13 protein-coding genes are annotated in these 13,742 nt (G+C 58.8%); 5 read left to right on the forward strand and 8 right to left on the reverse strand.

The window, feature by feature from the left end; translation table 11 throughout:
- Nucleotide 1: 1 nt before the first annotated feature.
- Genes A1WC_RS01235 through galB form a run of 3 tightly spaced genes read right to left on the reverse strand, consistent with a single transcriptional unit; the run spans nucleotide 2 to nucleotide 2,538 of the window.
- Nucleotides 2–1,087, reverse strand: a complete 1,086-nt coding sequence (locus A1WC_RS01235; protein ID WP_016162004.1) for a 4-oxalomesaconate tautomerase — start codon at nucleotides 1,085–1,087, stop codon at nucleotides 2–4.
- The gene (locus A1WC_RS01230; protein WP_008806775.1) at nucleotides 1,088–1,801 is read right to left on the reverse strand and encodes a 4-carboxy-4-hydroxy-2-oxoadipate aldolase/oxaloacetate decarboxylase; all 714 of its coding nucleotides are present in this window, start codon (nucleotides 1,799–1,801) and stop codon (nucleotides 1,088–1,090) included. It abuts the gene before it with no gap.
- The gene (galB, locus tag A1WC_RS01225) at nucleotides 1,798–2,538 is read right to left on the reverse strand and encodes a 4-oxalmesaconate hydratase (RefSeq protein ID WP_008806774.1); all 741 of its coding nucleotides are present in this window, start codon (nucleotides 2,536–2,538) and stop codon (nucleotides 1,798–1,800) included. The genes A1WC_RS01230 and galB overlap by 4 nt, the downstream gene beginning before the upstream one ends.
- A 127-nt stretch (nucleotides 2,539–2,665) precedes the next feature.
- On the opposite strand from galB, the gene A1WC_RS01220 reads away from it, so the two are divergent.
- Nucleotides 2,666–3,892, forward strand: coding sequence for a LysR family transcriptional regulator (locus A1WC_RS01220; protein ID WP_016162005.1), 1,227 nt, complete (start codon nucleotides 2,666–2,668; stop codon nucleotides 3,890–3,892).
- Here A1WC_RS01220 and A1WC_RS01215 read toward each other — a convergent pair.
- The 3 genes from A1WC_RS01215 to A1WC_RS01205 all read right to left on the reverse strand — a co-directional run bounded on the left by A1WC_RS01215 (nucleotide 3,889) and on the right by A1WC_RS01205 (nucleotide 7,688).
- The gene (locus A1WC_RS01215; protein WP_016162006.1) at nucleotides 3,889–5,151 is read right to left on the reverse strand and encodes a gallate dioxygenase; all 1,263 of its coding nucleotides are present in this window, start codon (nucleotides 5,149–5,151) and stop codon (nucleotides 3,889–3,891) included. The two genes, A1WC_RS01220 and A1WC_RS01215, sit on opposite strands and share 4 nt — an antisense overlap.
- 13 nt (nucleotides 5,152–5,164) lie before the next feature.
- Nucleotides 5,165–6,535, reverse strand: coding sequence for an MFS transporter (locus A1WC_RS01210; protein WP_012540273.1), 1,371 nt, complete (start codon nucleotides 6,533–6,535; stop codon nucleotides 5,165–5,167).
- A gap of 211 nt (nucleotides 6,536–6,746) precedes the next feature.
- The gene (locus tag A1WC_RS01205; RefSeq protein ID WP_032691298.1) at nucleotides 6,747–7,688 is read right to left on the reverse strand and encodes a LacI family DNA-binding transcriptional regulator; all 942 of its coding nucleotides are present in this window, start codon (nucleotides 7,686–7,688) and stop codon (nucleotides 6,747–6,749) included.
- 293 nt (nucleotides 7,689–7,981) lie between these two features.
- On the opposite strand from A1WC_RS01205, the gene A1WC_RS01200 reads away from it, so the two are divergent.
- The 4 genes from A1WC_RS01200 to A1WC_RS01185 all read left to right on the forward strand — a co-directional run bounded on the left by A1WC_RS01200 (nucleotide 7,982) and on the right by A1WC_RS01185 (nucleotide 11,554).
- Nucleotides 7,982–8,296 (forward strand): PTS sugar transporter subunit IIB, encoded by a 315-nt coding sequence (locus A1WC_RS01200; RefSeq protein ID WP_004145041.1) that lies wholly within the window; start codon nucleotides 7,982–7,984, stop codon nucleotides 8,294–8,296.
- Between the two features lie 11 nt (nucleotides 8,297–8,307).
- Nucleotides 8,308–9,630: a PTS cellobiose transporter subunit IIC gene (locus tag A1WC_RS01195; RefSeq protein WP_002923156.1), complete on the forward strand. Its 1,323-nt coding sequence runs from the start codon at nucleotides 8,308–8,310 to the stop codon at nucleotides 9,628–9,630.
- 97 nt (nucleotides 9,631–9,727) lie between these two features.
- The gene (locus A1WC_RS01190; protein WP_002923158.1) at nucleotides 9,728–10,030 is read left to right on the forward strand and encodes a PTS lactose/cellobiose transporter subunit IIA; all 303 of its coding nucleotides are present in this window, start codon (nucleotides 9,728–9,730) and stop codon (nucleotides 10,028–10,030) included.
- A gap of 144 nt (nucleotides 10,031–10,174) precedes the next feature.
- On the forward strand, nucleotides 10,175–11,554 hold the full coding sequence (locus tag A1WC_RS01185; protein ID WP_016162007.1) for a carbohydrate porin: 1,380 nt from the start codon (nucleotides 10,175–10,177) through the stop codon (nucleotides 11,552–11,554).
- A gap of 163 nt (nucleotides 11,555–11,717) precedes the next feature.
- Here the strand turns inward: A1WC_RS01185 and nepI are convergent, their stop codons facing one another.
- Nucleotides 11,718–12,911, reverse strand: a complete 1,194-nt coding sequence (gene nepI / locus A1WC_RS01180; protein ID WP_016162008.1) for a purine ribonucleoside efflux pump NepI — start codon at nucleotides 12,909–12,911, stop codon at nucleotides 11,718–11,720.
- Nucleotides 12,912–13,141: 230 nt separating this feature from the next.
- Nucleotides 13,142–13,666 carry a hypothetical protein gene (locus tag A1WC_RS01175; protein ID WP_016162009.1) on the reverse strand — a complete coding sequence of 175 codons (525 nt, stop codon included), beginning with the start codon at nucleotides 13,664–13,666 and terminating at the stop codon, nucleotides 13,142–13,144.
- Nucleotides 13,667–13,742: the final 76 nt, after the last annotated feature.

The following is a 13,742-nucleotide window of genomic DNA, read 5'->3' on the forward strand; positions in this document are numbered from 1 at the left end:
ATTACTCCTCACGCGGCCAGACGCGGGCCGGAATAAAAACCTCGCCAGCAAACAGCAGTCGCGCCGTGCGTAACAGGCCGCAGCCAGCCAGGGCGCCGTCAGCATCAAGCTGAAGCGTTACGCTAAATTCGCCTGTCGGATGCTCAACGCTGAGCAGCGGCGTATCGCCTGGCGCTACCTGCGCCAGGCCCTGCGCGACAGAGCCGGGGAGCAGACAAGCGCTGGCCACGCTCACCGCGCCAAACACGCCGATTGACGCGTGGCAGCGGTGGGGGATAAAGGTGCGGCTGCTGATGGCGCCGCCGTGTCGCGGTTCGGCGATCAGGGTCATCTTGGGCACCGTGCGCTGGCTGACGTCGCCAAGCTGCATCAGCGGCCCGGCCTGCAGGCGAATCGACTCCAGGCGACGTTTAAGCGCATCGTCATTATCCAGCTGTTCGCGCGTCTCATAGCCGGTGCAACCGAGGTCGGAAGCGCGCAGCAGGATCACCGGCATACCGTTATCGATGCAGGTCACCTCAACGCCGTCAAAACGGTCACGAACCCGGCCGGTCGGCAGCAGCGCCCCGCAGCTGGAGCCCGCCACATCAAGAAAATGGAGCAGGATCGGGCTGGCGCTGCCCGGCACGCCATCGATACGACTCTCGCCGGCGTAGTCGACCCCGTCGGCATCGCAGGGGATCTCTGCCACCGCCAGTTGCCCCGTGTTCTCCATATAAATACGCACCCGAGTGAGCGGCGCATCGTGGCGAACCAGACCACGCTCGATGGCGAAAGGGCCAACGGCGGCGAGAATATTGCCGCAGTTTTGGCCGTAATCCACGGTGGCCGCCGCCACGTTCACCTGGGCAAACAGATAGTCCACATCGGCGTCAGGCCGTGCGGAGCGGCGGATAATCGCCACTTTACTGGTCAGCGGATCGGCGCCGCCGATCCCGTCAATTTGCCGGGGATCAGGCGAGCCCATCACCGCCAGCAGCACCGCATCACGTTGCACCGGATCGGCAGGCAGATCGTCAGCCAGAAAACAGGCTGCCTTCGAGGTGCCGCCGCGCATCCATAGACAGGGGATTCCGCGTTGCGCCATTTATTCCTCCACCTCGTCTGCGCGGTCGTAATACCGCAGCCCCTTTTCCGCCAGACGCGGGCGCATCGCGTAAATATCCAGCCCCAGCTCGCCATGGCGCATCCGCTCACGCTTCGCAAGCTCATTGCTCATACGGGCTTCCGCTTTATCGAGCACATCACGGACCTGCGCGTGAGGCAGCACCACGACGCCATCGTCGTCGGCCACCACGACATCGCCCGGCTGCACAAGCTGGCCTGCGCAAATCACCGGGACGTTAACCGAACCGAGGCTCTCTTTCACCGTTCCCTGGGCATAAACCTGACGGGACCAGACGGCGAATCCCATCTCCCGCAAAGTCTGCGAATCACGAATGCCGATATCGCCCACCAGACCGACCACGCCGCGCGATTGGAGAGACGTCGCCAGCAGATCGCCGAAGAAGCCATCGCCGCACGGCGACGTCGGGGCCACCACCAGAATATCGCCGGCGCGGCACTGCTCGACCGCCACATGAAACATCCAGTTGTCGCCTGGCGTCACCAGCACGGTTACCGCGTTGCCCGCCCGGCTGACGCCCTGCTGAATCGGACGGATTGCCGGCCCCATCAGCCCCTGACGATCCCAGGCTTCATGGAGCGTCGCCACCCCGGCCGCCTCACAGCGGCGCAAAACCGCCTCGTCATGGCGCGGCAGGTGGCGGATCACAAGGCCTTTTTTATTTAACAGGTTCATGCCAGGTTCTCCGTTACGCGGGGGAAGATGCTCTGGAAGGCTTCGCCGTGAACGATATCGCGCGCGGCCGTGATGCCGATATTGCGCTTGGCCTGCACCCCGCGCTGCAGCGCCACGCGGGTGTAGTATTCCCACAGATGCTCCTGACCCTGCATGCACTGAATGGCCTGATACTTTTTCTCCCAGACGGCGGTGATGTCCAGTAACACATCGGGTTTCCAGTTGCACTGCTCCGGCTGGTGCGGTTCGAAACAGTAAACCGGGGGAGCAGCGACAATTTTCTCACCGGGGCGATAGCCCTCTGCCTGGGCGATAATTCGCGCTTCCTGCGCCAGATGGGAGGCCAGGGGGTGATCGTAGTTATAGGGATCGTGCAGGGAGTGCGTCAGGACAAAGTGGGGCTGGATGCGACGATACACATCCGCCAGACGAAATAGCGTCTCTTTATCGGCGCGCAGCGGATAGTCGCCGATATCAAAGAATTCGACGCTGGCGCCCAGGATCTCAGCGGCGGCCTGCGCCTCTTCGCGACGCACCTGCTTCACCGCCTCCTCGGTCATGTTGCCTTTGCGCCACAGTTTGGCGGACTCGCCGCGCTCGCCAAAGGATAAACAGACCACATGGACCTGATAGCCCTGCAGGGCATGCAGCGCTATCGCACCGCCCGCGCGCCAGACGAAATCGGCCGAGTGGGCGCTGACGACAAGGGCACTTTTTTCGCTAACCGGATGAGACATGATGGCTTCCTCTGTTGTTTTTTTCAGCTTGTCATGTCCCGTCGCAGGGAGGTAATTCGTTAACTTGCGAAGGCTATGATTTTTATTTATGTTGTCGACTCACTCACTGTTTCAGGCCTGACGAACCATGCTGAAGAAAAAGCACGATAAAATCATAAATATCATGCAGCTGCGCTTTTTCTGTCAGGTCGCGCTGCGCGGAAGTGTCTCGCGTGCGGCCGATGACTTATTCCGCACGCAGTCAGCGATAACCCGGGCGATCCGCGACCTTGAATCCGCCTTGAACGTCACGCTGTTCGAACGCCATTACAGCGGCATGGTGCCCACCGAGTATGGCAAGTGCATCCTGCCGCGCGCCCGGCGGGCGATTGACGACCTGCAGGCCATTCCGGCGCTGTTGCAGAAACACCATACCCGCACCAGCGGCCCGCTGGCGGACGCCGGCTGGCTGTTCAATACCCGCCGGTTAGCCATATTTATTCAGCTCTATCACGTCAACCATACCCAAACCGTCGCGCAACAGTTGGGGATCACCCAGCCGGCGGTCAGCGCCGCGCTGAAGGTCCTGGAGAAAGGGGCGGATTCGGCGCTATTTCGCCGGACGCCAGAAGGGGTGCGCCCCACGCCCGCCGCGGAGCTACTCTATCCCCCGGTAAGCAGAGCGCTCAACGAGCTGGAAAACATCTGGAGCGATATCGCCGCCCGTCGCGGGGTGCTGGAGGGCACCGTGCGCATTGGCGCCCTGCCGCTGAGCCGGACCCGGCTACTGCCCTCCGCCATCGCCGCCTTTCTGGCTCAGCACCCGGGCATTACCCTCATGACCAATGAAAGCCCGTATGAGTCGCTGGTCGCCGATATGCGGGCAGGTAATATCGATTTTATTATCGGCGCCCTGCGTCAGGATGAAGATCTTCCGGACCTCTGTAGCGAGGCGTTATTTGAAGAGGATATGTTGATTTTACTGCGTAATAACCACCCGCTGCTGCGCCATCCGGATCCGCGCAGCCAGCTGGCGACCGCGCAATGGGTGCTGCCGCGCGCCAACGCGCCGGCGCGCCATTTGCTGGATAAGGCGTTTATCACCCTGGGGCTGCCGCTGCCCCAACCGACGGTGGAGACCGGGGATGCGGCGATGGTGAGAGGATTGCTGCAGGACTCCGACATGCTGGCGGCGGTCTCCGCCAGCCAGATGCGTTTTGAAACTGACAATGGGCTGCTCAGCGTGTTGCCGGTCCCCCTGCCCGATACCACCCGGCGTATCGGGCTGACGTTTCGCGCCGGCAGCCTGCCCTCCCCGGCGACGCAGGCGCTGTTGCGTTTTATCTATCAGCAGGTTCAGGACGGGACCGTTTAACGTTTACCCGCCACCGAATAGGTTACCTGTTGGTTGCGCGTTTGCTGAAACGCCTCCAGCGTCTGCCCGCGCATCGCGGCGTAAATATGCAGGTTGGATACGCCGACCACCGCGCCCATTTTCTCCAGCAGGAAGAAACTGGCGCCATACTGAATCAATCCCCGCCAGTCGCGTGCGTTGAGCAACTGCTGTTCCTCCTCACTCAGTCCGGCTTCGGCATAAAGCGACTGAGGCGACTGCAGAAAACGTTCGCGCCAGGCAGGCTCAATCAGCCGATGCAGGAAACGGTTAAGCCGCAAGCCATTCAGGCTGCGCTCGTGGGTAAAAGGATAGGTTCCCGGCAGTTTCTCCACCCCGGTCAGCTGCTGCGCCATATGCTGGCGATGGCGCGTCAGGGTATCGACGGGGGGCAGGCGCGCATTGTTCTCAAGGATCAGCGTGGCGATACCGGTCATCGACGGCAGGTAATAGTCGCGCCAGGTTTCGGTGACATTGGCTGATAGCGCGCCGCGCATCACCAGCCACATGATCACTTCGGACCCCTCCATCCCCCCCAGCTCAGCATATTCGCCAAGGGTCATTTCGGTGAGCTTTTCCGGGTCATTAACCAGCATGTCAACAAACTGGGCATCCCAGTCGGGATTATTAAATCCGCAGCGCTCGCCATGAACCTGATGCGAGAGCCCGCCGGTCGCGACAATCGCCACATTGATATCTTCCGGGAAGCTTTCAATTGCCCGGCGCAGCGCCTGGCCGAGTTTGTAACAACGGCGCGCGCTCGGTACCGGAAATTGCAGCACGCCGATCTGTAACGGGATCACCGCCGTCGGCCACCCCTGCGCTTCATCCCAGGGCAGCAGCGCCGAAAGCGGCGAGAAAAGGCCGTGGTCGAGCTTTTTATCCATAAAGAACGACATATCAAACTCATCGGCCATCAGGCTGGCGCCAATGTGCCTTGAGAGCGCCGCATTGCCCTGGACCGGCGGCAGACAGCGTGGTCCGCCGCCTTCATCGGCAACGTCATATTGACTGTCGATTCCCAGCGTAAAAGTCGAATAGTGATCGAAGAAAAAGGCGGTCACATGATCATTAAAGATGTACACCAGCGCATCCGGTTTTTTCTCCTCCAGCCAGCGCTGCAGCGGTTCGAAGCTCTGGAAGATCGGCGACCACGCCGGGTCCTGCTGTTTATGATGATCGACCGCGAAGCCGATAGTCGGGGTATGAGAGACGGCGATACCGCCGAGAATGTTAGCCATCAGATAACTCCACTTATCGGTGTTCCAGGGGGGATGACAAAGCGTCCAGTTCTGCCTCTGTGAGTCGAGGCTTAGCGTGATTCATACGGTGCAACAAAATACAGATCCCCGCCAGGCAGGCCGGCAGCGCAAGCACCAAAAAGATCGACGAGTGTCCCGGTACGGCCAGCATCAGCATCCCGCCCAGCGTGGAGCTGAGAATAGCCCCGGTACGGCCGATACCATGCATCCAGCTGACGCCGGTAGCACGGATCTCGGTTTGATAATAGGCTGGCGAATAGGCCTGCAGACCGTTCTGCGCGCCGTTAATGCACATCCCGCTGATAAAAATCAGCACCGACAGCGCCGCCGATCCGAAATCCATCAACCCTTGGGACAACAGGCACAGGCAGCCGAGGAAATAGGTTGCCGCAATCACGGCTTTCGCCGAAGCGCGATCCATCAGCATACCGACAAGGATCCCGCCCAGCGGGCCGCCGAGCTGGAACAAGCCGGTCATCATCGCCGCCTGCTGCAGCGACAGCCCGCCGGAGCGGAGAATGGTTGGCAGCCAGCCGTTCAGCAGATATATCACGAACAGCCCCATAAAATAGGTCAGCCACAGCGCTATCGTGCCGCGGGCATAGCCATGCCGAAACAGCTGCGCCACTTTGCTGCTCCGCGTGATGGGCGGCGCATTCAACTGAAAAACGGTTTCCGCCGTAAACTGGCCCCCAAGCCGGTTAAGCGCCCTGGCGATCTGCTCGCCCGGTAGCCGGCGCGCCACCATGTTCATCGCCGACTCCGGCAACATCACGATCATAAAGGGGAGCACCACGAGCGGCAGCACGCCGCCAAAAATCAGCGCCGAGTGCCAGCTGTAATGCGATAACAAACCGGCGGCGATAAAGCCGCCGAGGCCGGAACCCACGTTAAAACCGCTGTACATCAGGGTGATCATCACCCCTTTACGCCGCTCCGGCATATATTCTGCCACCAGCGTGACGCAGTTGGGCATCACCGCGCCAAGGCCAAGGCCAGTAAGAAAACGCATCAGCGCCAGTTGCGATGGGCTTTGCGCCACGGCGCCGGCCAGGCTGAACAGCGCAAACAGCGCCACCGACCAGAGTAAAATGCGTTTTCGGCCGTAGCGGTCAGAAAGCGGGCCCGCCACCAGGGCGCCAATGGCGACGCCGAACATGGCCGCCCCAAGAATCGGCCCCATTTCAGCCCGGCTGATGCCCCAGTCCTCAATGAGCGCCGGGGCGACAAAGCCCATCACCGCGGCGTCATACCCATCCAGCATAATGATGATGAAACAGAGCAGCAGCACGTTCCATTGAAAGCGCGAGACCGGACGGGCATCTATCCACGCTTTCACATCGACAACGTTCATGTGATTCATAGGGTCACTTCCTTAAGCAGGCGGTACGAATGTTCTGGTTAGTGTTTTTTGAGTGGAACTTTCGTACTCAACTTAAGGCAGGTCACGCAGGCTGTCCGGTTCGAAAACCCGGCGTCAGATATGAGTTTTATTTATAATGTGAGGGATACGACAAAAACCAGCCAGCAAAAAACCCGCAGCCAACGGCGGCGGGTCAGGGCAAGAGCGGTGTTCAATGCTTCGGAATAATTAAATCGCCGCGCAGCGGGCTGCCGCCCGGGTTGTCCGTTTTCTCGGTCAGCCAGTTGACGATCCGCGACGCCATCGCGTCCATGGAATATTCAATGGCCGGAATGGTGGGAATACCGGGCAGCTGTAACGATCCGGCGAGACTAAACACCATCACATTTTGCGGAACGGCACGGTTAAACGCCTGCAGCTGCGGCACCACGCGCTGCGCCTGCTGTTCATCGCTCACCAGCAGCGCGTTAAAGTTCAGCGTCGTGGCGTTATTGACCAGCTCCTGCACCGCCACCGACGGCGAGGTGTTATCCAGAAACACCAGGTTGCGATTAAACGGCAAAAAGTTTTTTTCCAGCGCGTGCTTGTAGCCCAGCAGCACCTGATCGGCAAAGCCGCTGCTCTGCGGATGAATCAGCGCAATCTGCCGTCTCCCCTGACTAATCAGATAATGACAGGCGGTTTCGGCAGCGAAGGCATGATCGAACTGAATGCTGTTGTCGCCCTCGCTGTCGAGGCAGTCCACCAGCACCACGTCCGGGCGGTTAATATTCAGGGGAAAACGCGCGCCGATGATCAGCACGTTATCGCACAACCCGCAGGTCAACTCCTCCAGCGAGCTCATCACGCCGTTGCTGGTGTTGGCGAAGCGCAGCAGCAGGTGCTTCTGGTGCTGGCTGAGCTGTTTTTCCAGGGCGTAGAGATAGCTGGTGGTTTGGTTGATGTTGTCCTGGGCGCAGATGACGCCGATACAGCCGGTGGACTGGCTGAGCAACGACTGGGCTATCATGTTTGGCCGGTAATTGAGCGCTTCCGCCGCCTGCAGCACCGCCTGACGACTGGCTTCCTTCACGCCACGTGAGCCGCTCAACACTCGCGACACCGTGGCTTTGGAAACCCCGGCAAGTCGTGAAACATCATTGATTGTCGACATCATTTTCCCCTGCGCGGGCGCCGCGTCCCGCCAAAATCCTGTAAACCTGAATCGCTTCAATTGTGACCAGCGCAGTATATCCATTTCACCATTTGTTTGGAAACCGATTTTCCATTTCAGCGCAAAACATCGCCAAATCGACAGAATAATGTGAGCGAAATCCAATAAATCCGCCCCATAAGCAGGAGATCTTGACCACTATCACAGTTCTGCTTTTTATGAATGGAAACCGGTTTCCGTCTGATATCAAATCATCCACGCAATAACTTTTTACATTTTGAGGATGGTCGTCGATGTACAAGATTATGCTGTGCTGCTCTGCCGGGATGTCCACCAGTCTGCTGGTCAGAAAGATGGTGGAGGCGGCGAATGAACGTGACCTGCCGGTGCAGATTGATGCCTATGGCGTTTCCGAATTTGACATGCAGTTTCCGCAGTATCAGGTGGTGTTGCTTGGCCCCCAGGTGAAATACATGTTGAAAACCCTGTCTGACAAAGCGGCTTCCCTGAACATTCCCGTTCAGCCCATCGATACGATGGACTACGGTATGCAGCGGGGAGACAACGTCCTGAATTATGCTCTGTCGCTGATCCCAGCGGCGCACTGAGAGGTGTTGAAATGAGTTCTCTGTATCAGTCCATGATTGCCGTGATCGAGCAATCTATTACTCCGCTGGCAGGACGCCTTGGGCAGCAGAAATACGTTATCGCTATCCGCGATGGCTTCACTGCCGCCTTGCCGTTTATGATCATCGGCTCTTTCATGCTGGTATTTATCTTTCCGCCGTTTTCACCCGATACCACCAACGGCTTTGCCCGCGGCTGGCTTGATTTCTCCCAGCACTACCGCGAACAGCTGATGCTGCCGTTTAACCTCAGCATGGGCGTGATGACCTTCTTTATCTCGGTCGGCATTGGCGCCAGCCTCGGTCGTCAGTTTCAGCTCGATCCGGTGATGTCCGGTCTGCTGGCGTTTATGGCCTTCCTGCTGGTCGCCGCGCCCTATGCCGATGGCAAAATTTCCACTCAGTATCTGTCCGGTCAGGGCATTTTCACCGCGCTGATCACCGCCATCTACTCCACCCGCGTTTATGCGTGGCTGAAGCAAAACAACATTACGATTCGTCTGCCGAAAGAGGTCCCCACCGGCGTCGCCCGTTCGTTTGAAATCCTGATCCCGGTGCTGGTGGTCATTGCGACTCTGCATCCGCTGAACCTGTTTATCGAAGCGCAGACCGGGATGATCCTGCCGCAGGCGATCATGCATCTGCTGGAGCCGCTGGTTTCCGCCTCCGACTCGCTGCCGGCGATTTTGCTCTCCGTTCTGATGTGCCAGATTTTCTGGTTCGCCGGGATCCACGGCTCACTGATTGTTACCGGCATTATGAACCCGTTCTGGATGGCCAACCTGTCGGCAAACCAGGCGGCGCTGGCGGCGGGTACGGTGCTGCCGCACGTCTATCTGCAGGGCTTCTGGGATCACTATCTGCTGATTGGCGGTGTCGGTTCGACTCTGCCGCTGGCTTTCCTGCTGCTGCGTAGCCGGGCCACTCATCTGCGCACCATCGGCAAGATGGGCATTGTGCCGAGCTTCTTTAATATCAACGAGCCGATTCTGTTCGGGGCGCCAATCATCATGAACCCGATGATGTTTATCCCCTTCGTCTGCGTGCCGATGGTCAACGCGGTGCTGGCTTACGGCGCGACGCGTCTTGGCTGGCTGAGCCAGGTGGTGTCCCTCACTCCGTGGACCACGCCGGCACCAATTGGCGCGTCATGGGCGGCCAACTGGACCCTGAGTCCGGTGGTGATGTGTCTCATCTGCATGGTGATGTCGGCGGTCATTTACCTGCCGTTCCTGCGCGCCTATGAACGTTCCTTAATGAAAACCGAAGTTGAGAAAGCCAAAAATAGCGTTCCAGTGGCAGAAACCGTTAGCTAATCCCTCTCCTTCCGGAGAGATAATAAGATGACAGCGTAATAATGCAGAAAATGGACTTTCACTGCATTATTAAATAATAAATACCTCAGGAATACACATGATTGAATTAGAAGATGCGGTAATGGAAATTATCGTTAATGCAGGACAGTCACGCTCATTATGTTTTGAAGCGTTGCATGCGGCCCGAACCGGAAATATCGACGAAGCGCGCTTACTCTTAAATGAGGCCGACGGCTACGCCCGCCGGGCGCATCAGATGCAGACCCAGCTCATCGGGCAGGATGCCGGTGAAGCGCGTCAGCCTATGACGCTGATTATGGTACATGCCCAGGATCATCTGATGAATTCGCTGCTGGCCCGCGAGTTCTCAGAAGAATTAATCCATCTGTACCAGCGTTAATTAATATGGAATAACGTCAGCGAGAATATTATTCTCCGGCGTCGCTGTACCCTAAAAAACAAATCAGCTTATTTTGGTTATTTATTTTAGCCAGAATGGGATGGTTATTATCTGAAATATATTAATTATTAAAGCGAGATAACCATGAATACTGTGAAAAAACTGCCTTTAGCCATGGCGGTTGTCGCCGCGCTGTGCCCAATTTCTGTCATGGCGCAAGAATTTACGCAGGAACAGATCGACGCCATCGTTGCCAAAGCCGTTGATAAAGCGCTGGCCGACCGCCAGGCGAAAATCGACGCCGCGGCCAACAAAAAGGTCGACGTGATCACCAACCCGCAGACCACCGCCGCCTCGCCGGATATGGCCATTCCGTTCGGCCTCAAGTTCAGCGGCTATGCCCGCTATGGCGCCCACTTCCAGACCGGCGACCAGAAATATGTCGGCGTCGACGGCTCCTATAACGGCGCCTCGGCGATCGGCCGTCTCGGCAACGAAAGCAACGGCGGCGAATTCCAGATCAGCAAGGCCTTCAAAAGCGCGCAGGGGGCTATCTGGGATCTCAACGTGATGTTCGACCACTGGAGCGACGAAGTTAACCTGAAGAAGGCCTACGTCGGCGTCACCAACGTCCTCGACTCCAACCCCAACGCCTATCTCTGGGCCGGCCGCGACTTCCACCAGCGTCCGCAACAGGGGATCAACGACTACTTCTGGATGAACCACGACGGCCAGGGCGCCGGGGTGAAGAACTTTGATATCGGCGGCGTGCAGTTTGACGTGGCGACGGTGTCGCAGGTGAAATCCTGTAGTCCGGAAGTGATGGCAGACGAGACCAACCCGTCGCGCATCACCTGTACCGGCAGCTCCGACACCGGCGACAACGGCCACTACGCGCTGACCACCAAAACCCACAACATCAAGGCCGGGCCGATCGACGTCGAGGTGTACGCCAACTACGGCTTTGACTCGAAGGCGGTGGACAGCGACGCGCGCCTCGAAGCCTGGCAGGGCGGCCTGGTGCTGAGCCACACCAACGACAGCGGGGTGAACAAGGTGATCCTGCGCTACTCCGACAACTCGGATAACAGCGTCTACAACAAAACCGACGACCTGACCACGGTCTACGCCAGCTTCGAGGGCAGCCATAAGTTCACCCAGCAGGCGCAGATCGAATACCTGCTGGCTTTCCATGACTACGACAACGGCAAGGACAACACCGACAACCGTAAAAACTACGGCGCCATCGTCCGGCCGATGTACTTCTGGAACGACGTGCACTCCACCTGGCTGGAAGCGGGCTACCAGCGCGTGGATTACGACCAGGGCGGGGATAACCACGGCTGGAAGCTGACGCTGTCGCAGAACATCGCCATCGGCATGGGGCCGGAGTTCCGCCCGATGCTGCGCTTCTATGTGACCGGCGGTCAGGTGGACAACGAGCATACCGCGAAGGTTAACGGCACCCAGGACCAGCAGCTGGATTCGCTGAACGTCGGTGGGATGTTTGAGGCGTGGTTCTGATGCGATAGCGTTGTCGAAGGAGCGTTCCCGGCTGGCGCTACGCTTAGCCGGGCTACGACTGAGGAGGCCTGCGGGATCCCGCCGTAGGCCCGGCAAGCGCAGCGCCGCCGGGCGGTCAGGCGCCGTACCCGCGGTAGTGCCGGCTGGCAAAAGGCGAGCGGCCTTAAGCGGGTGGATTCACCTTCACTTTGGTCGCCACCAGCAACCCGGTAAACAGCATTAATATTCCTGACAACACCAGCGGCGACAGCAGCCCTAAGTGGTCGAGCGCCACGCCGCCGACCGCGGCGCCGCAGGTGTTGGCCAGCTGGATCACCGCCACCTGAATCGACCCGGCTTTTTCCGCCTGATCGGAGAGCGAACGGGTGATCCACGTTGACCACCCCACCGGGATCAGCGCAAACGCGAAGCCCCAGATAATCGCCACCGTCGAGGCGACGATTTTGCTTTCTCCCCACAGCACCAGCGCCACCGCGCAGGCGGTCAGCACCAGCGGCGAGATCGCCAGCGCCGCTTTTACCGAACGCTTGAGAAGCACCGAGGAGAGCGAGGTGCCGATAAAGCTGGCGATACCAAAGCTCAACAGCACCAGCGTCAGGCCGTCGACGTCAAAACCGGCGAGGGTCATGTAAACCGGGCGAATATAGGTAAAGAAGGCGAACTGCCCGGCAAAGGCCATGAAAATGGCGCACATCCCGGCCATCACCCCCGGACGCTTCAGCAGACCAAACATATTTTGCTGCTGAGAAGCCGATTCACCGGGCAGCGACGGCAGCGCTTTCAGCACCCAGAGCGTACACAGCACGCCCATCACCGCCGCGCCGTTAAAGACGTTGCGCCAGCCGATAAGCCCGCCAAGGAAACTGCCCAATGGGGCGGCGATCACCAGCGCGATTGATACCGCGCCGAAGATAATCGATAGCGCTTTCGGCACCACGCGCATCAGCACCAGCCGCATGGTCAGCGAGGCCGACATCGCCCAGAAACCGCCGAGCGCCAGGCCCAGACAGGCTCGTCCCAGCAGCAGCAGGGTGAAGCTATCGGCAAACGATACCAGCAGGCAGGAAAGGGTCAGCAGCAGCGAAAACAGGATCACCACGTAGCGGCGATCGGTTTTGCCAATGATGGAGGTGATAAACAGGCTGGAGAACATCGCTACGAATGCCGTCGTCGTCACCGACTGCCCGGCCATCCCTTCGGAGATGCCTAAATCCAGCGCCATCGGCGTCAGCAGACTGACCGGTAGAAATTCGACGGTAATCAGGCAGGCAACGCAGAAAGCAACCGCGAAAACCGCCGACCAGTTTGGTCGCGCCAGCTCGCGTGCATGGGGTTTGGCTTCATTTGAATGACTCATGAGTGACCTGCGAAGAAAGTGGCTGAAAGCCGCGCAGTGTAACATTTTGTTTGTGACGAATTTAACGTTTTCGCAACTCTTCTCGCTTTTCACGGCATGATACAAAGGGATAGCCTGAGAATATAGCCTTCGCCATTCTGCCGGATGGCGCTTACGCTTATCCGGCCTACAAGGGACGAGTGCGTAAACCGTAGGCCGGATAAGGCGCAGCCGCCATCCGGCACTCGGATTTACTCGCCGCGAGCCGATTTTACCAGCCCGCAGATCCATTCCTGGTGACCGTTAATCATCGGATTGGGCAAGGTACGCGCCAACTCCTGCGCCGGAACGCCTTTTTGCGACTCCTGGGTGAGGATACGTACGCGCCCGCCGGGCAAATCTTCAAATAGCCACGCGTGGATCACATCAAGACGCGTCGTTGCATCCCCTTCCGCCCAGCCGTGCCAGGCTACGCGCGCCGCCTGCCCGGCAGCGGGAGGTACATACTCTGTAATCTGCGCCTCAATCGGGAAGCCGAAGGTGCTGAAGCGGAAACGGGCGTTGGCGCTGAGGGTCGGGCCGCTGCCGTCATGGAAATGGATATCGGCAACGTTGCTGTAATAGCCCGGCCACAGCGTGGTGTCATCGAGCTGCGCCCATATCTGAGCTGCCGTCAGGCCGCTGACGATAATTTCATTAGAGGCAAAATTGTCGGTCGTGCCTGGCAGATACTCTTCCGGCCAGACGATGGCGCTTTGCAGCAGGGGCTGTTTCATGATTAACCTCGTGAACGATTGTTTTAACGAGGTTAATCATGCGTCGGTGAGTGATATAAATCGAATCACCATCCTT

This window comes from Klebsiella sp. KTE92 (genome assembly GCF_000398905.1).
Taxonomy (GTDB): Bacteria; Pseudomonadota; Gammaproteobacteria; order Enterobacterales; family Enterobacteriaceae; genus Klebsiella; species Klebsiella variicola.